Source organism: Rhodococcoides sp. S146-33 (assembly GCF_059489205.1).
Map to the genome: position 1 here is coordinate 603,396 of NZ_JCAJWY010000002.1, position 21,800 is coordinate 625,195.

Here is a 21,800-nt window from a genome sequence, read left to right on the forward strand (position 1 = left end):
CGACGCGGCGACTCGCGCTGGCTGACCGACACCTACCCCATGGGTCCGCAGAGACGTCGTCGTACCGGGACGGACCAGCCCCGTGAGGCGGATGAGACGATATTGCGGGCAACGTCGATGCCCGTCCCGACAAACGAGCTGCGACTGTGCTCCGTATATTTCGTTTTCCAGGTAGTGACCGGACCGGCCGGGCCAGGATCGTTCGGTCGTCCGAGAGGAAGTGCAATGACGTTTCGACAGAGGCTCGACGGTGAGCCCACACCGACTCGGAACCGGCCGGGCCGCAGGCCGAGTGCGGTTGTACTGGCTGTTACCGCCGCACTGACCCTCGCTGCCTGCTCGAGCACCGGCGGTGCGCCGCGATCGTCCGACGACGGAAACAATGCGGGCGTTGCCGACACGCCGACCGCGACGATAGCGATGATCACACACGAAGTGCCCGGTGACACGTTCTGGGATCTCGTGCGTAAGGGAGCCGAGGCTGCGGCGGCCAAGGACAACATCGAACTGCGCTACTCCGCAGATCCCGAAGCGCCCAATCAGGCCAACCTCGTGCAGAGTGCGATCGACTCGAAGGTCGACGGCATCGCGGTCACACTGGCCAAGCCCGACGCGATGGCCCCGGCAGTCGAGACAGCCACCGCCGCAGGCATTCCGGTGGTCGCGTTCAATTCCGGCTACGACTCCTGGAAGGACATGGGAGTCCAGCAGTACTTCGGTCAGGACGAGACCATCGCCGGACAGGCTGCTGGGGCTCGCCTCACCACCGACGGTGCTCGCAAGACCCTGTGCATCGTCCATGAGCAGGGTGCAGTGTCGCTCGAGGCGCGATGTTCCGGCGTGACGCAGGGCTTCGGTGGTACCACCGAGATCCTCAACGTCAACAGCAAGGACCTGCCGTCCGTCGAGTCGACCATCACCGCAAAGCTGCAGCAGGACCCGACCATCGACCACATCATCGCGCTGGCCGCTCCGATCGCTCTGACTGCGGTGCAGTCCAAGAACAATGCGGGGAGCGACGCCACGATCGTCACGTTCGACACCAACGCCGCGCTCGTCGATGCGATCGAGGCCGGCGACGTCGCGTGGGCCATCGACCAGCAGCCGTACCTGCAGGGCTACCTGGCAATCGACTCGCTGTGGCTCTACCTCAACAACGGCAACACCATCGGCGGAGGCACCCCGGTACTGACCGGGCCCGCGTTCATCGACCCGACCAATATCGATGCGGTCGCCGAGTACGCCCGTAACGGCACACGCTGAGTGCATCGCCTCGGCGCGGAAGGAACATCATGCCCACACAGGCCGATCCGGCTACGACCGAACACGACGTCGCAGCAGACGAGCGAGTGAAGAGACGGAAACCGTTGCAGCGGTTCTTGATTCGCCCGGAGGTCGGAGCCCTGTTCGGTGCGGTCGCCATTTTCGTCTTCTTCTGCATCGTGGCACCACCGTTTCGGTCGCCCGAGGCACTGGCGACCGTGCTGTACGCGTCCTCGACCATCGGCATCATGGCGATCGGTGTCTCCCTGCTGATGATCGGCGGAGAATTCGACCTGTCGACCGGTGTGGCAGTGACCTTCTCGTCCATCATGGCGTCGATGCTCGCCTACAATTTGCATCTGAACGTGTGGGCGGGCTCGGCGTTGGCGCTGCTCTTGGCACTGTCGGTCGGCGTGTTCAACGGCTATCTGGTGATGCGAACCAAAATTCCGTCGTTCCTGATCACCTTGGCGTCGTTCCTCATGCTCACCGGCATCAATCTGGCCGTCACCAAGCTGGTGACCGGACAGGTTGCGACGCCGTCGATCTCGGACATGGAAGGGTTCGATTCAGCCAAGGCCGTGTTCTCGTCGTCGTTCTCGGTGTTCGGGGTGTCCATCCGCGTCACTGTCGTCTGGTGGATCGTGTTGACGCTGGCGGCGACCTGGGTCTTGATGCGAACGCGCACCGGCAACTGGATCTTCGCCGTCGGCGGGAATCATGAATCGGCGCGAGCCGTCGGGGTGCCGGTCACGAGGGTCAAGATCGGCTTGTTCATGTTCGTCGGCTTCTGCGCCTGGTTCGTCGGCATGCATCTGCTGTTCGCCTTCGATACGGTGCAGTCCGGTCAGGGAGTCGGCAACGAGTTCCTGTACATCATCGCGGCAGTCATCGGCGGCTGTTTGCTCACGGGCGGATACGGCACAGCCATCGGCGCATTCATCGGCGCGTTCATCTTCGGCATGACCAATCAGGGCATCGTCTACGCCGGGTGGAACCCCGACTGGTTCAAGTTCTTCCTCGGCGCGATGCTGCTGTTCGCAGTCATCGCCAACAACTCCTTCCGCAACTTCGCGGCGAAAAGGTGATTCATGATTTCCTCCGCGAATGCGCCCGTCATCGAACTTCGGAACGTGGGCAAGAGTTACGGCAACGTCACTGCGCTGCAGGGAATCGATCTGCGCGTCGGTTCCGGTGCAGTCACATGCGTTCTGGGTGACAACGGCGCAGGAAAGTCCACCTTGATCAAGATCATGGCCGGCCTCCTTCAGCAGTCCGAGGGTCAGTTGCTCGTCGACGGCGAAGCTACGACCTTCGGCTCGCCGAAAGACGCCCTGGACAAGGGCATTGCCACCGTCTATCAGGACCTGGCGGTCGTATCCCTGATGCCGGTGTGGCGCAACTTCTTCCTCGGCCAGGAGTTGCGTCGTGGGAAGGTCCTGAAATCACTCGACATCCAGGCCATGCGCGCGACGACCGTCGACGAGCTCCGCAGATCGGCATCGATCTGCCCGACGTCGATGCCCCCATCGGCTCCCTCTCCGGTGGACAGCGACAGTGCGTGGCCATCGCTCGCGCCATCTTCTTCGGAGCGCGCGTGCTCATTCTCGACGAGCCGACGGCCGCCTTGGGCGTCAAGCAGTCGGGCATGGTTCTGCGTTACGTTTCTGCGGCCCGGGAGCAAGGCTTCGGGGTCGTGTTCATCACCCACAATCCACACCACGCGTACCTGGTCGGAAACCACTTCGTTCTACTCAACCGTGGCCGCCAGACGCTCGACTGTGCGTACGACGACATCTCGCTCGATGACCTCACCGAGCAGATGGCGGGTGGCGACGAACTGGCGACCCTTACCCACGAACTGCGTCGCTGACAGTGGTGCAGGCGGGTCGCATGCGTGAGAAGTGGGCTCGGCGGGTAGAAGAGGAACAAGGGCACCTGATGGCAGGTGCCGGACGAAGGAGCCGACCATGAGCGAGCACGAGCCCCTCGGACCGCTGTCGCCCGATTTTCTCGAGTCCGATTTCTACGGATATCAGGGGATGCTCGACGACGCCGAGATCGAGGTGGTGCTGCGCACACGTCGGTTCCTGCAGGAGGAGGTCGCGCCGCGGGCGAATGAATTCTGGGAGAAGGCGAGCTCGCCGGTACATCTGTTGCCGATGATCGCCGAGCTCGAGATTGCTGGTCTCGGTTACGAGTTCGACGATCGAAAGGCCTCCCGCAAGCTGCTCACCGGATGGCTGGAGATGGAGTTCGCGCGAATCGACCCGTCGACGGGAACGATGTTCAGCGTGCACAGTTCGCTGGCAATGAGCAGTATCTCGATTCTCGGCTCCGAGGAGCAGCGCGAGCGGTGGTTACCTGCCATGCGCCGAATGGAGACGATCGGCGCGTTCGGTCTGTCCGAACCACACGGCGGGTCCGACGTCGCCGGCGGGCTGGAAACCACGGCCCGACTCGAGGGCGACCACTGGATCCTCAACGGCAGTAAGCGCTGGATCGGCAATGCCACCTTCGCTGACCTGACCATCGTCTTCGCCAAGGACGAGGCCGACGGCGAGGTCAAAGGCTTCGTGGTCGAAAAGCACTTCGAAGGATTCAGGGCCGAGAAGATCGAGGGCAAGTACTCCCTCCGCGCGGTCGAAAACGCCGACATCCATCTCGAGAACTGCCGAGTTCCGGTCGCCAACAAGCTCGCCGACGCCAACTCGTTCGCCGATACCGCCAAGGTGCTTCGGTTGACCCGCGGAGGAGTGGCCTTCCAGGCTGTGGGCGTCATGATGGGTGCCTACGAGCGAGCCGTCGCGTATGCACGTGAACGCGAGCAGTTCGGATCACCGATCGCGTCGTTTCAGCTGATCTCCGATCTGATCGCTCGTATGACGGCGAACATCACAGCCTCGCTGGGCATGGCGATTCGCGTCTCTCAATTGCAGGACAACGGCATCCACTATGACGAGCATGCCGCGCTCGCGAAGACGTTTTGTACGACGCGGCTGCGCGAGGTGGTGAGTTGGGCGCGAGAAATAATGGGAGGCAACGGAATTCTGATCGAGCATGATGTCATCAGGTTCTTCGCCGACGCCGAGGCGCTGTACTCGTACGAGGGCACCGCGCAGATCAACAACCTGATCGTCGGCCGCGGTGTGACGGGCTTCAGCGCGTTCGTGTGATGTCGGTACGTGACGCCACTTCGACGACCCGGTCGATCATCTCCATGTTCAGCACTGCGTCATGGGCATCCAACGGTATCGAAGCGCCGTGCAGGACGTGGTTCGCAAAGGCCTCGAGCTGGTAGGTGTAGGACGAGCGTCTACCGAGGTGCTCGGTTCTGCGGTCGCCGTTCACGATCGTCGTCACGCGATCGTCCTCGTTCGGCTTGATGAAGTTGTGCGCCAACGCTTCTCCGCGTGTGCCGGTGATCTTGATTCGGAAATCGTACGCCGGTGCGGCCATGGAGCCAGTGACACTTCCCGTGACACCGCCGGGGAAAGCCAGATCGACGTCGAAGGCGGCGTCCACTCCGGACGGATGTGGGGTGAGTCGGGCTGCGGTGACGCTCGGCCGGCCACCGGCCATAGATCCGAACAGCCGTTGCACATGCAGGCCGTAGCACCCGAGGTCCATCAGGGCACCGCCGGCCAAGTCGGGCCGCCATCTGGGGTCGTCATCGGCCGGGGCAGGCATATGGGTGATCGTCTCGATGCGAAGTAGGTCGCCCAGGGTTCCGTCACTCGCCAACTGCTGCAGGCGCTCGGTGACCGGGTGGAACATGTAGTGGAATCCCTCCATCACCGGGACTCCGGCTCGAGACGCTGCTTCCACAACCAGCTCGGCCTCGGATGCAGTGCTAGCGGAAGGCTTCTCGGTGAGTACCGGTTTCCCGGCTCGGACCGACGCGAGATTCCACGGTCCGTGCATCGCATTGGCGAGCGGGTTGTAGACGACGTCGACCTCCGGATCGTCGAGGACGTGCTGGTAGGAGTCGAGAACCCGCTCCACTCCGTGTCTTTCGGCGAAGCTTTCCGCTCGTGTGCGGTCGCGCGCTGCGCACGCAACCAGTCGGTAGCCGAGAATGTGAGCCGGTTCGACCAGCGCCTGTTCGGCGATCCGGGACGCACCCAATACGCCGATACGCAATGCGCTCACGAGGGTGCCCCCGCACGCAACCGCACGATATTTCGCAAGAACTCGACACTGGCCACGACATCGCGAACCGGCCCTTCGCCGGACGGCTCCTCGGCCAGGATCGTGTCCTGTTCCAGTACGAACCAGCCCTCGAAACCGGCGTCGAGCAGCTGATTCACGACCGAGGAGATGTCGACGTCGCCGGTGCCGAGCGGTGTGTACATGCCTCGAGCTACCGCCTCGGTGTAGGTGAGCTCGCCCGATTGCACCCGAGTGGCGAGTGGTAAAGATACGTCCTTGAGGTGGGCGTGGGTTATACGTTCGGACGCGATGGTCACCAATTCCACTGGATCGGTTCCACCGATGAGTAGGTGGCCGGTATCGAGACACAGCGGGATGCTCGATCCATCGAGCACTCGGAGCACTTCATCGCGTTTTTCGATCATGGTGCCCACGTGTGGATGCAGGACGGCACGGATGCCTCGGCTGTCGGCGGCAGCACGCAGCCGATCGAGGTTGAGCAGCAACGTCGTCCATTGATCGTCGTTCAGGACGGGTCGTGAGTCGTAACCGTCACTGCCGGTGGCAGCGGCGAGCACGAGAACCTCGGCGTGACTCGCGACGAACGCGTCGAGCAGAGGCCCAATCCCTTGTACCGGGTCGTGATCTCGCTCGTGCAGCAGCACCGGCGCGAACCCGCCCACGGATGTCAGGCCGTAACGTTGGAGAGTGCGTGCGAGTTCGGCGGGCTCGGCAGGGAGGAATCCCTCCGGTCCCACCTCCGTGGCCGTCAGTCCCGCGCCGCGCATCTCGGTCAGCACGCGGTCCGACGGGATTTGGTAGCCCCAGCCGGGAACCTCGCACACTCCCCACGAGATAGGTGCTCCGGCAATACGAATGGCGGTCATGGACGTACCTCGTCGATCCGCACCGGTCGGTGCTGTTGTAGGGACAGTGTTGCGGCCTCGGCGATCCATGCGACTTCGAGGGCGTCGCTCGCCGTGCACGGTGAGGGGATGTCCCCGGTGACGACGCGCAGGAAGGCAGACAGTTCGGCCCGGTAGGCCGACTCGAACCGGTCCATGAAGAAGCTGTGCGGTGTGGAATCGGGGAACGTTGCACTCGCCTCGAGGTTGCGCACCGGTAACTGCTGATCCCATCCGGCCACGACGGTGTCGTCGCTGCCGTGGACCTCGAGGCGGCAGTCGTAACCGCGTCCGTTGTATCGAGTGTTGGATACGACGCCGAGCGTGCAGTTCTCGAAAGTGATCGTGGTGGTTGCGGTATCGACGTCGCCGACTGCGGAGAACTCGGGATCGCCCTGGTTGGACCCGGCCGCGTACACTTCGACGACCTCGTGTCCGACCACCCATCGAACGATATCGAAATCGTGCACACTGCAGTCTCGAAAGATTCCGCCGGAGGTGGCGATGTACGACATCGGCGGGGGAGCAGGATCGAGGGTGGTCGAGCGGACGGTATGCAGCCGGCCGAGCTCGCCCGAGACCACAGCGGCCTTGGCGGCGACGAAGGCGGGATCGAATCGGCGGTTGTATCCGATCTGAACCGGCACGGAGCCACCCGAGATTCGCTGCACCACAGCGAGACTCTCGGCCGCGGTGAATGCAATGGGCTTCTCGCAGAACACCGGTATCCCGGCATCGACACACGCCAGAACCAGCCCCGCGTGCGCTGACGTTGCCGCGGCGACGACGATTCCGTCGACCCCCGACGCGATCATCTCGGCCGCGGACGAGGCCGCTGTGGCACCCGATTTCTGCGCCACTGCCTCGGTCACTTCCCGACGCTCGTCTGTGACGACGAGGCTGTCCACGCCGTCGAGTGTGCTCAGCGTGTCGACGTGGAATGCGCCGATACGTCCGAGTCCGATGACACCGATTCGCGAGCCCATCAGTCCTGCCCTCCGATGACCGTTTGATCCCAGTCGATGACGGAACCGGTGACTACTCCGCTGCGCGAGGAGAGCAGTAGGACGACGAAGTCGGCAATCTCGTCCACCTGGCCGAGCGTGCCCATGGGAACACTGTTGTTCGCGGTGGCGGCCCAGTCGTCGTCACCACCGTGGAAGCGCTTCTGTATCTCGGTCTCGCCCTCGGTTTCGGTCCAGCCGATGTTCAGCCCGTTGATACGGATGCGATCCCACCGGTGCGCGTAGGCCGCGTTCTTCGTCAGACCGGCCAGTCCTGCTTTGGCCGCGACGTAGGGGGCGAGGAAGGATTGGCCGCCGTGCTCGGCAATCGAGATGATGTTGACGATGGTCCCGGCTGCACTGCGCGAGAGCATGTTCTGTACTGCAGCTTGCATCGTGAAGAAGGGGCCTCGCAGATTGACGCCGATGTGCTGATCGAACAACTCCGGAGTGGTGTCTACCAGCGTGCCCCGGGTGGTGAGCCCGGCGGCATTGCACAGCGCGTCTATTCGTCCGAACTTGTCCACCGTGTGCTCGACCGATCGTCGAGCGGAGTCGGGGTCCGAGACGTCGGCCTCGATGAAGTGTGTGGTGTGGCCGGCGGCGTTCAACTCGTCCTGCAACGCCGAACCGACGCCGACACGTCGGCCGGTGAAGGCGACTGCAGCTCCTTCTCGAGCAGCGGCTCGTACGACGCCCGCACCGACGCCTTGGGTTCCTCCACTGACGAGAACGACGCAGTTCTCGAGAAGGGGTGTACCGGACAGGAAGGAATTCATGCGTTCAGTGTTGCGGCCGATGAGGTTATGATCAACCGTCGAAACCCCTCAAAAAGGCATCAGGAAACGAGGTCGGTATGAGGCATCGATTCAAGGTCCGTGAGATCGCGCAGCAGGCCGGTCTCAGCGAAGCCACCGTCGATCGTGTTCTGCACGACAGGCCGGGGGTGCGGCAGGACACCAGAGCCGAAGTGCAGCAGGCGATCACAGACCTGGACAAGCAGCGATCGCAACTTCGCCTGAACGGTCGCAAGTTTCTGTTCGACGTCGTGATGCAGACGCCGCCACGATTCTCGGCCGAATACCGTGCGGCGATCGAGGCCGAACTGCCGATGCTCTCGCCTGCGCTCGTCCGATGCAGGTTCCACTTCCGAGATACCGAATCGGTACCTGCGATGGTCGAGACCCTCGAGAAGCTCGTCGCCCGTGGCACTCACGGAGTCATACTCAAGGCCCCGGACGATCCCGACGTCGCTCAGGCAATCGACGCAGTGGTCGGCACCGGTGCCCCGGTGGTGACATACGTGACCGACGTACCGGCCTCGAATCGCCTCGGGTACGTGGGCATCGACAATCGCGCGGCAGGTGCCACCGCCGCGTTTCTGGTCGATCAGTGGCTCGGGGACGTGGATCGGGACGTGTTGATCACCCTGAGCAGCAATACCTTTCGTGGCGAAGAGGAACGCGAGATGGGATTCCGAACGACTCTGCGCACCCTGGCTGCAGAGCGGGGTGCGGGAGTCGGCCGTACCGTCGTCGAGCTCGCCGGTACCGACGGCCTGGACGCGACCGTCGAGACCCTCGTCCGGGAGGCTCTCGGCCGGAATCCGGCGATCGAAGCCGTCTACTCGATCGGGGGCGGGAACACCGCGATCGTCAGAGCATTCGAGGCCGCAGGGCGCAGGTGCCGGGTGTTCATCGGCCACGACCTCGACGAGGACAATCGGGTGCTGCTGCGGTCCGGGGCGGTGTCCGCAGTTCTGCATCACGAGCTACGTGCCGACGCACGGTTGGCCTGCCGAATGATCATGCAGGCACGGGGCGCACTGGACGGCGTGGTCAACGAGGCCTCGCGGATCCATGTTCTGACCCGCTACAACAACGGGTGACCTGTCAGATGCGCCTGCGCCGCTCCTGATCCTCGAGCAGTGCCGTCAACTCGCGAGCGGGCATCGCGGCGTCGACGGCGCGTGCGACGAGTTCGGCCTGCGTCTCACCTGCCAGGCCGGTCGTCGGTCGGTCGCGATCGAGATTGGTGGGGAATGCGTATCCCTCGGCCGACGCCGCAATGACGTTGCCGACGGACGCTGCGCTGCTGCTCGACGCCATCCGAAGCAGGGACGGATAGATGGCCTCGACTATGGCCTTGCGGTCGACCGTGTCGATCGCGCGACCGAACGCAGACGACACCTGCAGTAAATTCGCTATCCGGCGAATGCCCGTCGAGGTGTTGTGGCCGGCAGCATGGAACAGTGCCGGATTGAAGAAGACGGCGTCGCCGACCCGAAGCGGCAGTTGAATGTAGTTCTGCGCGAAGTACTCTCGAAACTCGGGCAAATTGAAAGCGATGTAGCCCGGTTCGTACCGCTGTGAGAACGGTAAGTACATGGTCGGTCCACTCTCGAGCGGCATGTCGCAGTGTGCGACGGCTCCCTGCAGAGTCAGGGCAGGCGACAGTCGGTGCACGTGCGCGGGGAATGCAGCGGCGGTGTCGACCGACATGAATCCCAGGTGGTAGTCACGATGCGGATTCTGTGCGCGACCGCCCGGGTTGACGACATTGACCGACGATGTCACCTGGTACATCGGTCCCAACCAGGCATGCGATACCAATGCGAGGACGTCGTTGGCGTAGTAGTCGGTGAACACCTCGGGTCGATCGACGGCCAGCTTCTGCAATGCAGACCAGACTCGATCGTTGGCACCGGGCGGAGCGAAATGATCGCCCGAGTTCATCCCTGCTGCGTGCTGACCGGCGATGGTGTCCATGAAGTAGTCGGTGGCCTCGCTCACACGGTGGGTTTCGGTGAACGCGCCCTCGAACACGACGATGCCGGGCCCGGTGAGCAGAGCCTGGGCCAGCTCGTTCTGTACCGACTCGCGTGTCGGGGCATCGAGGCCCTCGACCGAGCGGGCGTCGTAGATCAGAACGTTCTCGCGCACACCCGTTGCATGCGGATAGTGCGCGAGGTCGAGTTGCTCGGATACCGATTCACGGAATCGATCGATGTCGCAGTCGTCTTCGCCGAGCCGTCCGGTCCGGGTTGTGCTCGTGTAGGTGGTCATGATCGAAGTCCTTTCGAGGGCCAGGTGCAGAGTTCGACCTCGAGCCTGATCCCTTTCCACCTGCGAATCAACCCTAAAAACCCATCAGAAACACCTCATGTCGCCCGACTGCCGACATCGAATGCCGCGGGGCCGGCATACCGATGCAACACGAAAGCCCCCACGCAGACTGTCTGCGTGGGGGCTTCTGTGGTTCCCGACCGGGAACCGACGATCAGCGAGCGAAGAGCAGCGCGCGCTTGACTTCCTGAATTGCCTTGGTCACCTGGATGCCGCGGGGGCATGCGTCGGTGCAGTTGAAGGTGGTCCGGCAACGCCAGACACCCTCCACATCGTTGAGAATGTCCAGACGTTCGCTTGCACCCTCGTCGCGGCTGTCGAAGATGAACCGGTGTGCATTGACGATCGCAGCGGGTCCGAAGTAGCTGCCGTCGCTCCAGAACACGGGGCACGAGGTCGTGCAGCACGCGCACAGGATGCACTTGGTGGTGTCGTCGAACCGGGCGCGGTCCGCGGCGGACTGGATCCGCTCACGGGTCGGCTCGTTGCCCGTCGTCATCAGGAACGGCTTCACGGCGCGGAACGCGTCGAAGAAGGGTTCCATGTCGACGATGAGATCCTTCTCCACCGGCAGGCCCTTGATGGGCTCGATGGTGATGTTCAGCGTCTTCGACGAGTCCTTGGGGAGCATGTCGCGCATCAGCACCTTGCAGGCGAGACGGTTGACGCCGTTGATCCGCATCGCGTCGCTGCCGCACACGCCGTGAGCACACGAACGACGGAACGTCAGAGTTCCGTCGAGGTAGCCCTTCACGTACAGCAGGAGGTTGAGCAGACGGTCGGTCTCCAAGGTGGGCACCTGGAAGGTGTCCCAACGCTGGCCGTCACCGCTTTCGGGGTTGAAGCGAGCGATCTTGAGGTTCACCATCACCGCGCCCTCGGGCACGGGTGGCAGATCGGACTCGGTCTTCTTGTCCAGGGTAAATGCGCTCATATCAGTACTTCCGCTCCATCGGCTCGTAGCGGGTTTGGATTACCGGCTTGTAATCCAGGCGAATCTCGGTGAGCAGACCTTCGCCCTCTTTGTAGGCCATGGTGTGCTTCATGTACTCGGCGTCGTTGCGCTCGGGGTAGTCCTCGCGAGCGTGACCGCCCCGCGATTCCTTGCGGTTGAGCGCTCCGACGACCGTGACCTCGGCCATTTCGAGAAGGAAGCCGAGTTCGATGGCCTCGAGCAGATCGCTGTTGTAGCGCTTGCCCTTGTCCTCGACGGTGATCTTGTTGTACCGCTCCTTGAGCGCCCGCACATCCTTGAGCGCCGTCTCGAGGCGCTCCTCGGTGCGGAACACCGATGCGTTGTTGTCCATCGACTGCTGCATCTCGGTACGGATGTCGGCTGCGCGCTCGTGACCGTGATCCGACAGGATGAGTTCCAGCCAGTCCTGGACCATCTTGGCCGGCTCCTCGGGGAGCGGGGTGAAGTCGACGGAGTTTGCGTACTCGGCCGCGGCGATGCCGGCACGACGTCCAAAGACGTTGATGTCGAGCAGCGAGTTGGTGCCGAGACGGTTGGCTCCGTGCACCGAGACGCACGCACACTCGCCGGCGGCGTACAGCCCGGGGACGATATCGGTGTTGTTGCGGAGCACCTCGCCGTGAATCTTGGTCGGGATGCCGCCCATGACGTAGTGACAGGTCGGGTAGACCGGCACCGGCTCCTTGACAGGGTCCACACCGAGGTACGTACGTGAGAACTCCATGATGTCGGGGAGTTTCTCGTCGAGCACTTCTTCGGGAATGTGCGTGACGTCGATGTAGACGTAATCCTTGTTGGGGCCACCGCCGCGTCCTTCGAGCACCTCGAGCACCATCGAACGAGCGACGATGTCGCGGGGCGCGAGGTCCTTGATGGTCGGTGCGTAGCGCTCCATGAAGCGCTCACCCGACTCGTTGCGCAGGATGCCGCCCTCACCTCGGACGGCCTCGGAGATGAGAATCCCCAGACCGGCGAGACCTGTCGGGTGGAACTGGTGGAACTCCATGTCCTCCAAGGGAAGACCCTTGCGGAACACGATGCTCATGCCGTCACCGGTGAGGGTGTGGGCGTTGGACGTGGTCTTGTAGATTCGGCCCGAACCGCCCGTGGCGAAGATGATCGACTTCGCGTGGAAGATGTGCAGCTCGCCGGTCGAGAGCTCGTAGGCGATGATGCCCGTTGCGACGGGACCGTCGTCTGTTTCGGTCAGACACAGATCCAGTGCGTAGAACTCGTTGTAGAACTCGACGTCGTGTTTGACGCAGTTCTGGTAGAGCGTCTGCAGAATCATGTGGCCGGTGCGGTCGGCTGCGTAGCACGCACGACGAACCGGTGCTTTGCCGTGGTCGCGAGTGTGACCGCCGAAGCGACGCTGATCGATCTTGCCCTCGGGTGTCCGGTTGAACGGAAGACCCATCTTCTCGAGGTCGAGAACGGCGTCGATTGCTTCTTTTGCCATGATCTCCACCGCGTCCTGATCGGCGAGGTAGTCGCCGCCCTTGACGGTGTCGAACGTGTGCCATTCCCAGTTGTCTTCCTCCACGTTCGCCAGAGCGGCGCACATGCCACCCTGGGCTGCACCGGTGTGCGAACGAGTGGGGTAGAGCTTGGTCAGTACGGCGGTGCGAGCGCGGGGTCCGGCTTCGATCGCAGCACGCATACCGGCACCGCCTGCGCCGACGATCAGTACGTCGTAACGATGTTCCTGCATGTAAGCGTCAGTGTCCTTAGCTCGCCGAGATGTTGGGATCGAACGTGAAGATGACGTAGGTGCCGACGCCCATGATCAGGATCATGGACAGCACCAGCAGCGTCGTCAGCCAGAATCGCGTCGAATCCTTGCGGGAGTAGTCCGCGATGATCGTGCGTAGGCCGTTGCCACCGTGGAGCTGAGCGAGCCACAGCATCGTCAGATCCCAGAACTGCCAGAACGGGCTGGCCCAACGACCGGCGACGAACGCGAAGTTGATGCGGTGCACACCGTCGTCGAGCATCAACATGATGAACATGTGACCGAGTACGAGCACGACGAGTGCCAGACCCGAGAAGCGCATGAACAGCCACGCGTAGAGCTCGAAGTTGCCTTTGCTCTGCCGACGCGGTGAGCGGGGGTTGGCCAAGCTGGCCGGACGGTCGTAATTCGTGCCGAGGACCTTCGCCTCGGGACCCTGCGTCGACATCAGTGACCACCCGCCGTGAACATGTTGTAGAAGATTCGTCCCGCGCCCGGGATCATCACGACGAGCCAGACGACTGCGATGACCCAGAGCATCGGCTTCTGGTACTGCGGTCCCTTGGACCAGAAATCGACCAGCATGACCCGGATGCCGTTCAGTGCGTGATACAGCACTGCGGCCACGAGGCCGAGTTCCATCAGGCCGACGAGCGGGGTCTTGTAGGTCTCGATGATGGCGTCGTACGTTTCGGGATTGACCCGAACCATCGCCGTGTCGAGGACGTGGACGAACAAGAAGAAGAACGTCAACACGCCAGTGATGCGGTGCAGAACCCAGGACCACATGCCCGGATCCCCGCGGTACAGAGACCGCTTACGCTCCTTGACCGGAGCGACTTCCGTCGTGCTACTCATCGAGTGCAATGCCTCCAACGTCGTTGGTGGACGCTTCGAGCCCGGTGGACGGGTCTTGTCCTGACTCGATTTGTCGCGATTCGGCCCTAGTGCTGGTTGTACTAGCCGCTTACTTGAAACTGTAAACCCATTCGAAACACGGAACTAATTCGACTCGAGGTTCGTACGGTGCCGAAATTCGGTGTTAGGTTTGCCTTCCCAATTCGGACACGACGATTCGGGCAGTTCTCTGCATCAATTCAGACAGCGTGATTGGATGGGTAACCATGGATGAAATCGACTGGAATACGTTGCGCGACAACGCTCATGAAGTAATGCGTCATGCTTACGCCCCGTACTCGAACTTTCCGGTCGGTGCGGCCGCTCTGGTGGACGACAATCGAATAGTCACCGGGTGCAATGTGGAGAATGTCTCATACGGTTTGGGGCTCTGCGCCGAATGCGGGTTGGTCTCGAACCTGCACGCGACCGGCGGCGGCAGACTGGTGGCCTTCTCCTGCTGCGATTCTCGTCGTGAGATCCTGATGCCGTGCGGGCGGTGTCGGCAGTTGCTGTTCGAATTCGGCGGCCCAGATCTGCTCGTCGATACCAACTCGGGACCGCGTCGACTGGCAGAGTTGCTGCCGGATGCATTCGGACCCGACAACCTCGACGAAGGACGCGTGAACAACCATGCCTGACGCCGTATCGATCATCAGCGCGAAGCGCGACGGCCGCGTTCTCGACGACGAACAGCTCGAGTGGGTGATCGCGGAGTTCACTCGCGGAACCGTCGCGCCGGAACAGATGTCGGCACTGGCGATGGCAATTCTGTTGCGCGGATTGTCCCGTCGGGAATTGAGCACGTGGACCGGCGCGATGATCGCATCGGGCACCCGCATGGATTTCTCGGCATTGCCGCTGCCCACCGTCGACAAGCATTCGACCGGCGGTGTCGGAGACAAGATCACGCTGCCGTTGGCCCCCCTGGTCGCCGCGTGCGGGGCAGCTGTTCCACAGCTGTCGGGTCGAGGCCTGGGGCATACCGGCGGCACGCTCGACAAGCTCGAGTCGATTCCCGGGTGGCGAGCCGACCTCAGCGGTGAGGAGATGCATCGCATCCTGGCCGATCCGGCGGTGGGAGCCGTCGTCTGCGCCGCCGGTGCCGATCTGGCTCCCGCCGACAAGAAGCTTTACGCCTTGCGCGACGTGACCGGAACCGTCGAGTCCATTCCGCTGATCGCCAGCTCGATCATGAGCAAGAAGATTGCCGAGGGCACCGGTGCCCTCGTATTGGATGTGAAGGTCGGCGCGGGCGCGTTCATGAAGAACGTCGACGATGCGCGCGAACTCGCCACCGCGATGGTCGAGCTCGGAACCGATGCGGGTGTGCGCACCATGGCGGTTCTGACGTCCATGGACATCCCGCTCGGGCTCACCGCAGGCAATGCGCTCGAAGTGCAGGAGTCTGTCGAGGTGCTCGCCGGAGGCGGCCCCGCCGACATCGTCGAGCTGACGATCACGCTGGCCCGGACCATGCTCGCCGCGGCCGGTATCGAGGGCATCGATCCGGCCGACAAGCTCGCCGACGGGTCCGCCATGGATCGGTGGAAGGCAATGATCGCCGCGCAGGGCGGGGATCCCGACGCGGCGCTGCCCGTCGCCCGGGAGAGCCAGGAATTCAAGGCAACCCAGGACGGCATCGTCACCGGCCTGGACGCGATGGGCGTCGGGCTCGCCGCATGGCGGCTGGGGGCAGGCCGCGAGCGTCAGGGTGAGCCGGTGCAGAGCGCAGCCGGTGTGCGGCTGCACGCCAAGCCGGGTGATCGGGTGCGGGCCGGGGATCGGCTCGCAACCCTGTACACCGACACTCCCGAACGGTTCGAGTACGCGCAGCAGGCACTCGACGGCAGCTGGGAAATAGGTGCCACGGCTGTCGAGCCGAGCCCTCTCGTCATCGACCGCATCGGCCAGTAGCAGTCTCGGTCAGATCAGGTTGCCCGCCTCGGTCAAGACGCTGCGCAGGATCTGTTCCATCTCGTCGAACTCCTTCTGACCACAGATGAGTGGCGGAGCCAGCTGCACTACCGGATCGCCGCGGTCGTCGGCGCGGCAGTACAGCCCTGCGTCGAACAGAGCTGTGGACAGGAACCCGCGGAGGATGCGTTCTGCTTCGGCGTCGTTGAACGTTTCCTTCGTGGCCTTGTCCTTGACCAGTTCGATGCCGTAGAAGAACCCTTCGCCGCGCACGTCTCCGACGATCGGCAGGTCGTGCAGCTTCTCGAGCGTCGAGCGAAACGCCGGTGCGTTGTCTGCGACGTGGGCATTGATGCCCTCGCGCTCGAAGATGTCGAGATTGGCCATGGCCACCGCTGCGGACACGGGATGGCCGCCGAAGGTGTACCCGTGCGCGAAGCTGGACGTGCCGTCGTCGAACGGCTCGAAGAGCTTGTCGGAGGCGATCATTGCGCCGATCGGGGAATAGCCCGAGGTCAATCCCTTGGCGCAGGTGATGATGTCCGGGACGTAGCCGAAGTCGTTGCACGCGAACATGGATCCGATCCGTCCGAACGCACAGATCACCTCGTCCGAGACCAGGAGGACGTCGTAGCGGTCGCAGATCTCGCGGACCCGCTCGAAGTATCCGGGAGCGGGAGGGAAGCACCCTCCGGCATTCTGGACCGGCTCGAGGAACACCGCGGCCACCGAATCGGGGCCTTCGAACTCGATGGCCTCGGCGATGCGATCTGCAGCCCAGATTCCGAACGCCTTCGGATCGGTGTCCAGGGGAGCCGGAGCGCGGTAGATGTTGGTGTTCGGCACCCGGAACGCACCCGGTGTCAGCGGCTCGAAAGGCTCTTTGAGCGCCGGAATTCCGGTGATCGCGAGCGCACCCTGCGGGGTGCCGTGATAAGCAATGGCCCGCGAGATCACCTTGTGCTTACCGGGCTTGCCGACCTTCTTGAAGTACTGCTTGGCCAGCTTCCATGCGCTCTCGACGGCCTCGCCGCCACCGGTGGTGAAGAAGACCCGGTTCAGGTCGCCGGGGGCGTACCCGGCGAGGCGTTCGGCCAGTTCGATGGCCGGTTCGGTGACGTACGACCACAGCGGGAAGAATGCCAATTCCTTTGCCTGCTTTGCCGCCGCCTCGGCCAGTTCCTCGCGGCCGTGACCGACCTGAACCACGAACAGGCCCGAGAGCCCGTCGATGTAACTCTTGCCGTTCGAGTCCCAAATGGTCGCGCCTTCGCCGCGGGTGATGATCGGGGGCGTGACCCCGGCACCGTGGCGGGTGAAGTGACCCCACAGGTGCTTGGCTGCGGAGGCGTCGAGTTCGGCTGTCGTTCGTGTCATCGGGTTCCCCAATTGTATTGCTGCTTGACGAGTTTGAGATAGACCAGGGTTTCGGTACTGGTGACACCGTCCAGGCTGCGGATCTGCTTGTTGAGAATCTGCAGGAGCTGTTCGTCGTCCTCGCACACCACTTCCACAACGACGTCGAACGACCCTGCGGTGAGGACGACATAGTCGATTGCGGCGATGGCCGACAGTTCCTCGGACAACGCGTAGCTGTCTCCGGTGCACTTGATGCCGATCATCGCCTGCCGCTTGAATCCGACCTGTACCGGATCGGTCACCGCGACGATCTGCATGACGCCGGAATCAGTCAGACGCTGAACACGTTGGCGAACAGCAGCTTCCGAGAGTCCTACGGCTTTGCCGATCGCGGCGTACGAGCGTCGCCCGTCCTCCTGGAGTTGTTCGATGATCGCCTTGGAGACGTCGTCGAGTGCGATGGGTGGCTGCTCGGGCATACGTCGATCTTGTCATTGTCGCGGTGGTGAACACAACCCTTCGACGATGAAATGCGTATTAATTGCCCATTCGGACGACAGAATCAGTTGTCGAGAGGCGAGAAACTGAGAGAATCAGTAGCTCGGGCGGTACTGTGCAGGTATGGCGAACATTCCTGGTTGTTGGATCGACGGGCGCGCGGTGGACGGTAGTGGTCAGCGATATGCCGTAGACGATCCCGCGACGGGGGCGGTGGTGGCCGAGGTCGGGCTGGCGACGGCCGATGACGTCGATTCGGCACTCGCACATGCTCGGTCGGCATTTCCGGAATGGTCCGGCGCAACGCCGGCGCAGCGCAGCGCGGTGCTGGCAGAGCTGGCTCGGCTGGTTGCGGCCGACGCCGATTCCTTTGCGACAGAGGAAGTGGCACAGACCGGCAAAGCGGTGCGGCTGGCACAGGAATTCGACGTTCCGGGCAGCATCGACAACATCGAGTTCTTCGCCGGAGCGGCGCGGAACCTCGATGGCAAGGCCGCAGCGGAGTACTCGGGTGAGCACACCTCCGTAATCCGTCGCGACGCCGTCGGAGTGGTCGGGTCGATCACTCCGTGGAACTATCCGCTGCAGATGGCGGTGTGGAAGGCGATTCCGGCTCTGGCGGCAGGGTGCGCCATCGTGCTCAAGCCCAGTGAACTCACCCCGCTGACCACGCTGCGTCTGGCGCGCTTGGCCACCGAGGCCGGAGTTCCCGATGGGGTGTTCAACGTCGTGACCGGAACCGGTGAAGACGCCGGAGTGGCACTGTCCTCGCACGTGGGCCTCGATCTGATGACCTTCACCGGCTCGACTCCTGTCGGCAGGCGCGTCATGGCGCAGGCCGCCGCCCACGGCACTCGGGTCCAACTGGAACTGGGCGGCAAGGCCCCGTTCGTGGTGTTCGACGACGCGGATCTCGAGGCCGCCATTCACGGCGCGGTCGCCGGATCGTTGATCAACGGTGGCCAGGACTGCACGGCGGCCACCCGCGCCATCGTCGCCGAGTCCCTCTACGACGACTTCGTTGCCGGAGTGGCAGAGTTGATGGGACGCGTCGTGATGGGAGACCCGACCGATCCGGCGACCGACATGGGTTCGCTGATCTCGAACGCCCATCGAGATCGTGTGGCGGCCATGGTGGATCGAGCTCGCGACGCGGGGGCCAGGATCGTCACCGGAGGCCGCGTGCCGGAGGGGCGAGGTGCGTTCTATCCGCCCACCCTGATTGCCGATGTCGGTGAGCAGGACGAGATCTATCGCGACGAGGTGTTCGGCCCGGTGCTCACGGTATCCAAGCATCACGGCGACGACGATGCGATCCGGCGCGCCAACGACACTGCGTTCGGACTCGCGGCTTCCGCGTGGACCCGAGACGTGTACCGCGCAGGACGAGCGACGCGCGAGATCGCCGCCGGCTGTGTGTGGATCAACGATCACATTCCGATCATCAGCGAGATGCCACACGGCGGTTTCGGGGCCTCGGGCTTCGGCAAGGACATGTCGAGCTATTCGCTCGACGAGTACCTCACCGTCAAGCACGTCATGACCGACATCACGGGTGTGGCCCGAAAGCCCTGGCATCGAACGGTCTTCGCCGACGTTCAGGAACAAGCCCGGTGAGCGGCGTGTGGGCCACCGAGCCCTCCGAACGCGGTGTAGCAATGGTGGCGGGTGCAACGCCGGAGTCCTATTGGCTCGACCGTCCCGAACGGCCCGCTCCGCGCAGTCGGCATACCGGCTCTGCAACAGCAGATCTGGTGATAGTCGGCGGCGGATTCACCGGCCTGTGGGCGGCGGTGCATGCGGCAGAAGAGAACCCGAACCGATCGATCGTGCTGCTCGAAGGCGACCGCATCGCCGAGGGTGCAACCGGTCGCAACGGCGGCTTCTGCGCGGCCAGCCTGACGCACGGACTGAGCAACGGGCTCGACCGGTTTGCCGACGAACTCCCCGAGTTGCTGCGGATGGGCACGGAGACGCTCGACGCGATCTGCGCGACTGCGGAGAAGTACGGAATCGACGCCGACATCGAACGCACCGGCGAGCTCGACATCGCCAATTTCGACTGGCAGGTGGACGACCTGCGCGACCTCGGTGACGAGGGCGCACGCCTGTCGCAGCCGATGGAATACCTCGACGCCACTGCAGTGAAATCCAGGATCACCTCACCGATGGCGCGAGGTGCACTGTTCGACCCCGACGTCGCGATGATCGACCCCGCCAAACTGGCCTGGGGCCTGGCCGACGCGGCCGAGTCGCTCGGCGTACACATTCACGAGAACACCAAGGCACTGTCGATCGACAAGTTTGGCAACGGTATTCGGGTGAAGACGGGCTACGGAACCATCGAGGCGGGCAAGGTTCTGTTGGCCACCTCGGCATCGAAGTCGTTGCGCCGCAAACTCCGCCACTGGATCGTGCCCGTGTGGGACTACGTCATCATGACCGAGCCTCTGAGTCCGTCTCAGCTCGCCGACATCGGCTGGTCCGGCCGCGAAGGATTGGCCGACTCCGGCAACCGATTCCACTACTTCCGGTTGACGGCGGACGATCGCATCCTGTTCGGCGGGTGGGACGCGCACTACTTCTACGGTAGCGACACCGACCCTCGCCGAACCCAGCGTCCCGAAGAGTTCGCATTGCTCGCCGAACACCTGCTGCAGATGTTCCCGGGCCTCGAAGGAATCCGCGCCACCCACGCCTGGGGCGGATCGATCGACACGTGCTCGCGGTTCAGTGCGTTCTGGGATCTCGGCATGAACGGACGGGTGGCCTCGGTGGCCGGGTTCACCGGCCTCGGCGTCGGCGCGTCGCACTTCGGGGCCCGCACCGCGCTCGATCTACTGGACGGCAAGGACACCGAACGAACACGGCTGAAGATGGTGCGCAGCATGCCGCTTCCGTTTCCGCCCGAGCCCCTCAAGTCCATCGGCATCAACATCACCCGTGCTGCATTCGCCCGAGCCGACCGGAACGGCGGAAAGCGCGGCCTGTGGCTCAAGGGTATGGACGCGCTGGGTCTGGGCTTCGACAGCTGACGGAGCGGCTTCGCCGCACGTGCACGGAAACTCGTTCTCTGCTACGAAGTTTCGCTCACATGCGGCGGAGCCGCTCTACTCGTGCGGAACGACAACCACCGGCACCGGGGCGGCCCGCAGTATCTTGGTCGCACTCGATCCGAGGAACACGCGCTTGGGGCTTGCCAATCCACTCGAGCCGAGAAACAGCACATCGCCCGGCTTCCAGTCGAGGTTGCCCATGGCCTCGTCCAACGAAGACCCGTCGGCGACGACCGACTGCAAGCCGTCGATACCGGGAAGAGTGCGGGCCGCGAGCTCGAGGTTCTCTTGCGCTGCCGCGACCTGTCGTCGACGCGTGTCCAGTGAGCTCTCGTCGCTGGGTGCTCCGGTCGGCTCGAGGGAGACCAGCGACACCAACCGGACCGGCACATGGGCCGCGCTGGCAAGGGTGATCGCGAACGGCAACGGATTCGAGGCCGATGCTCGGGTGGGGACCGCGACGGTGAGGTCGGTGATCGGAGCGTCGGAGAGCCGGTAGCCCCGCGGTGCGAGTGCCAGCGGTACCTCTGAGGCGTGCAGAAGCTGACCGGCAACCGACCCGATCGAATGCCGATTCAGCAGGCCGTCGCCTGCGCCGCCGACGACGATCATGTCGGCACCGGTCTGTACGGCGAAGTCGATGAGGGCCCGGGCGAAAGACTCGTGCGAGAGCACGTGGGTGGTCACCGCGATGCCCGACGGGACCTGGGCGGCGGCGTCGTCCAGCCACCCCTTCGCCTTGGCCTCCAGCACTTTTCGGTACGGGCCGCTGCCTTCCATGACCGGTTCGTCCACGGCCATGACCAGCACGATGTCGATGGAGGCGTCGAGGGCACGAGCGAGGGCGATGGCCAGGGCTACGCCGTCGTCGCCGCTGGGAGTGGCGAGGTAGCCGACGGTGATCTTCATGAGTTTC

The 21,800-nt window shown here is 63.6% G+C and carries 20 protein-coding genes and 1 pseudogene; 9 read left to right on the top strand and 12 right to left on the bottom strand.

Annotated features, from left to right (window positions below; genetic code table 11):
* Nucleotides 1-225 precede the first annotated feature (225 nt).
* The 4 genes and pseudogenes from AC5WEY_RS11310 to AC5WEY_RS11325 all read left to right on the top strand — a co-directional run bounded on the left by AC5WEY_RS11310 (nucleotide 226) and on the right by AC5WEY_RS11325 (nucleotide 4,439).
* A complete protein-coding gene (locus AC5WEY_RS11310) occupies nucleotides 226-1,263 on the top strand; it encodes a sugar ABC transporter substrate-binding protein (RefSeq protein WP_495645967.1) in 1,038 nt (345 codons plus the stop codon).
* Nucleotides 1,264-1,292: 29 nt separating this feature from the next.
* Nucleotides 1,293-2,351 carry an ABC transporter permease gene (locus AC5WEY_RS11315; RefSeq protein ID WP_495645968.1) on the top strand — a complete coding sequence of 353 codons (1,059 nt, stop codon included), beginning with the start codon at nucleotides 1,293-1,295 and terminating at the stop codon, nucleotides 2,349-2,351.
* A gap of 3 nt (nucleotides 2,352-2,354) precedes the next feature.
* Nucleotides 2,355-3,136: pseudogene (locus tag AC5WEY_RS11320) on the top strand (ATP-binding cassette domain-containing protein).
* A gap of 97 nt (nucleotides 3,137-3,233) precedes the next feature.
* Nucleotides 3,234-4,439 carry an acyl-CoA dehydrogenase family protein gene (locus AC5WEY_RS11325; protein WP_495645969.1) on the top strand — a complete coding sequence of 402 codons (1,206 nt, stop codon included), beginning with the start codon at nucleotides 3,234-3,236 and terminating at the stop codon, nucleotides 4,437-4,439.
* Here AC5WEY_RS11325 and AC5WEY_RS11330 read toward each other — a convergent pair.
* From AC5WEY_RS11330 to AC5WEY_RS11345, 4 genes are read right to left on the bottom strand one after another with little or no spacing between them, the layout of a single operon-like run.
* Nucleotides 4,423-5,415 (bottom strand): Gfo/Idh/MocA family protein, encoded by a 993-nt coding sequence (locus tag AC5WEY_RS11330; RefSeq protein WP_495645970.1) that lies wholly within the window; start codon nucleotides 5,413-5,415, stop codon nucleotides 4,423-4,425. The genes AC5WEY_RS11325 and AC5WEY_RS11330 overlap by 17 nt on opposite strands.
* Nucleotides 5,412-6,302 (bottom strand): sugar phosphate isomerase/epimerase family protein, encoded by an 891-nt coding sequence (locus tag AC5WEY_RS11335; RefSeq protein ID WP_495645971.1) that lies wholly within the window; start codon nucleotides 6,300-6,302, stop codon nucleotides 5,412-5,414. Before AC5WEY_RS11335 ends, AC5WEY_RS11330 begins: the two co-directional genes overlap by 4 nt.
* Nucleotides 6,299-7,306, bottom strand: coding sequence for a Gfo/Idh/MocA family protein (locus AC5WEY_RS11340; RefSeq protein ID WP_495645972.1), 1,008 nt, complete (start codon nucleotides 7,304-7,306; stop codon nucleotides 6,299-6,301). The genes AC5WEY_RS11335 and AC5WEY_RS11340 overlap by 4 nt, the downstream gene beginning before the upstream one ends.
* Complete coding sequence (locus tag AC5WEY_RS11345) at nucleotides 7,306-8,103, bottom strand: SDR family oxidoreductase (RefSeq protein ID WP_495645973.1); 798 nt, start codon at nucleotides 8,101-8,103, stop codon at nucleotides 7,306-7,308. Before AC5WEY_RS11345 ends, AC5WEY_RS11340 begins: the two co-directional genes overlap by 1 nt.
* A 77-nt stretch (nucleotides 8,104-8,180) precedes the next feature.
* On the opposite strand from AC5WEY_RS11345, the gene AC5WEY_RS11350 reads away from it, so the two are divergent.
* Entirely contained in the window at nucleotides 8,181-9,212 is a 1,032-nt protein-coding gene (locus AC5WEY_RS11350; protein WP_057475587.1) for a LacI family DNA-binding transcriptional regulator, read from the top strand.
* Between the two features lie 4 nt (nucleotides 9,213-9,216).
* On the opposite strand, the gene AC5WEY_RS11355 is transcribed toward AC5WEY_RS11350, so the two are convergent.
* The 5 genes from AC5WEY_RS11355 to sdhC all read right to left on the bottom strand — a co-directional run bounded on the left by AC5WEY_RS11355 (nucleotide 9,217) and on the right by sdhC (nucleotide 13,946).
* Nucleotides 9,217-10,389 (bottom strand): phytanoyl-CoA dioxygenase family protein, encoded by a 1,173-nt coding sequence (locus tag AC5WEY_RS11355; protein WP_495645974.1) that lies wholly within the window; start codon nucleotides 10,387-10,389, stop codon nucleotides 9,217-9,219.
* A gap of 214 nt (nucleotides 10,390-10,603) precedes the next feature.
* Nucleotides 10,604-11,383: a succinate dehydrogenase iron-sulfur subunit gene (locus tag AC5WEY_RS11360; protein ID WP_495645975.1), complete on the bottom strand. Its 780-nt coding sequence runs from the start codon at nucleotides 11,381-11,383 to the stop codon at nucleotides 10,604-10,606.
* A gap of 1 nt (nucleotide 11,384) precedes the next feature.
* Complete coding sequence (gene sdhA, locus AC5WEY_RS11365; RefSeq protein ID WP_032376833.1) at nucleotides 11,385-13,136, bottom strand: succinate dehydrogenase flavoprotein subunit; 1,752 nt, start codon at nucleotides 13,134-13,136, stop codon at nucleotides 11,385-11,387.
* Between the two features lie 16 nt (nucleotides 13,137-13,152).
* Nucleotides 13,153-13,605 carry a succinate dehydrogenase hydrophobic membrane anchor subunit gene (locus AC5WEY_RS11370; RefSeq protein WP_027496419.1) on the bottom strand — a complete coding sequence of 151 codons (453 nt, stop codon included), beginning with the start codon at nucleotides 13,603-13,605 and terminating at the stop codon, nucleotides 13,153-13,155.
* Nucleotides 13,605-13,946 carry a succinate dehydrogenase, cytochrome b556 subunit gene (sdhC, locus tag AC5WEY_RS11375; RefSeq protein WP_032378103.1) on the bottom strand — a complete coding sequence of 114 codons (342 nt, stop codon included), beginning with the start codon at nucleotides 13,944-13,946 and terminating at the stop codon, nucleotides 13,605-13,607. Before sdhC ends, AC5WEY_RS11370 begins: the two co-directional genes overlap by 1 nt.
* Nucleotides 13,947-14,281: 335 nt before the next feature.
* On the opposite strand from sdhC, the gene AC5WEY_RS11380 reads away from it, so the two are divergent.
* Together AC5WEY_RS11380 and AC5WEY_RS11385 are read left to right on the top strand one after the other, a co-directional pair.
* Entirely contained in the window at nucleotides 14,282-14,695 is a 414-nt protein-coding gene (locus AC5WEY_RS11380) for a cytidine deaminase (RefSeq protein ID WP_057475584.1), read from the top strand.
* Nucleotides 14,688-15,971, top strand: a complete 1,284-nt coding sequence (locus AC5WEY_RS11385; RefSeq protein ID WP_495645976.1) for a thymidine phosphorylase — start codon at nucleotides 14,688-14,690, stop codon at nucleotides 15,969-15,971. The genes AC5WEY_RS11380 and AC5WEY_RS11385 overlap by 8 nt, the downstream gene beginning before the upstream one ends.
* 9 nt (nucleotides 15,972-15,980) lie before the next feature.
* Here the strand turns inward: AC5WEY_RS11385 and AC5WEY_RS11390 are convergent, their stop codons facing one another.
* Together AC5WEY_RS11390 and AC5WEY_RS11395 are read right to left on the bottom strand one after the other, a co-directional pair.
* The gene (locus AC5WEY_RS11390) at nucleotides 15,981-17,348 is read right to left on the bottom strand and encodes an aspartate aminotransferase family protein (RefSeq protein ID WP_495645977.1); all 1,368 of its coding nucleotides are present in this window, start codon (nucleotides 17,346-17,348) and stop codon (nucleotides 15,981-15,983) included.
* Complete coding sequence (locus AC5WEY_RS11395) at nucleotides 17,345-17,809, bottom strand: Lrp/AsnC family transcriptional regulator (RefSeq protein WP_057475581.1); 465 nt, start codon at nucleotides 17,807-17,809, stop codon at nucleotides 17,345-17,347. Before AC5WEY_RS11395 ends, AC5WEY_RS11390 begins: the two co-directional genes overlap by 4 nt.
* Nucleotides 17,810-17,951: 142 nt before the next feature.
* Here AC5WEY_RS11395 and AC5WEY_RS11400 point away from each other — a divergent pair, with 142 nt between their 5' ends.
* Nucleotides 17,952-19,445 (top strand): gamma-aminobutyraldehyde dehydrogenase, encoded by a 1,494-nt coding sequence (locus AC5WEY_RS11400; protein ID WP_495645978.1) that lies wholly within the window; start codon nucleotides 17,952-17,954, stop codon nucleotides 19,443-19,445.
* Nucleotides 19,442-20,863, top strand: a complete 1,422-nt coding sequence (locus tag AC5WEY_RS11405) for an NAD(P)/FAD-dependent oxidoreductase (protein WP_495645979.1) — start codon at nucleotides 19,442-19,444, stop codon at nucleotides 20,861-20,863. Before AC5WEY_RS11400 ends, AC5WEY_RS11405 begins: the two co-directional genes overlap by 4 nt.
* A 75-nt stretch (nucleotides 20,864-20,938) precedes the next feature.
* On the opposite strand, the gene AC5WEY_RS11410 is transcribed toward AC5WEY_RS11405, so the two are convergent.
* Nucleotides 20,939-21,793 carry a universal stress protein gene (locus AC5WEY_RS11410; protein WP_495645980.1) on the bottom strand — a complete coding sequence of 285 codons (855 nt, stop codon included), beginning with the start codon at nucleotides 21,791-21,793 and terminating at the stop codon, nucleotides 20,939-20,941.
* Nucleotides 21,794-21,800 lie beyond the last annotated feature (7 nt).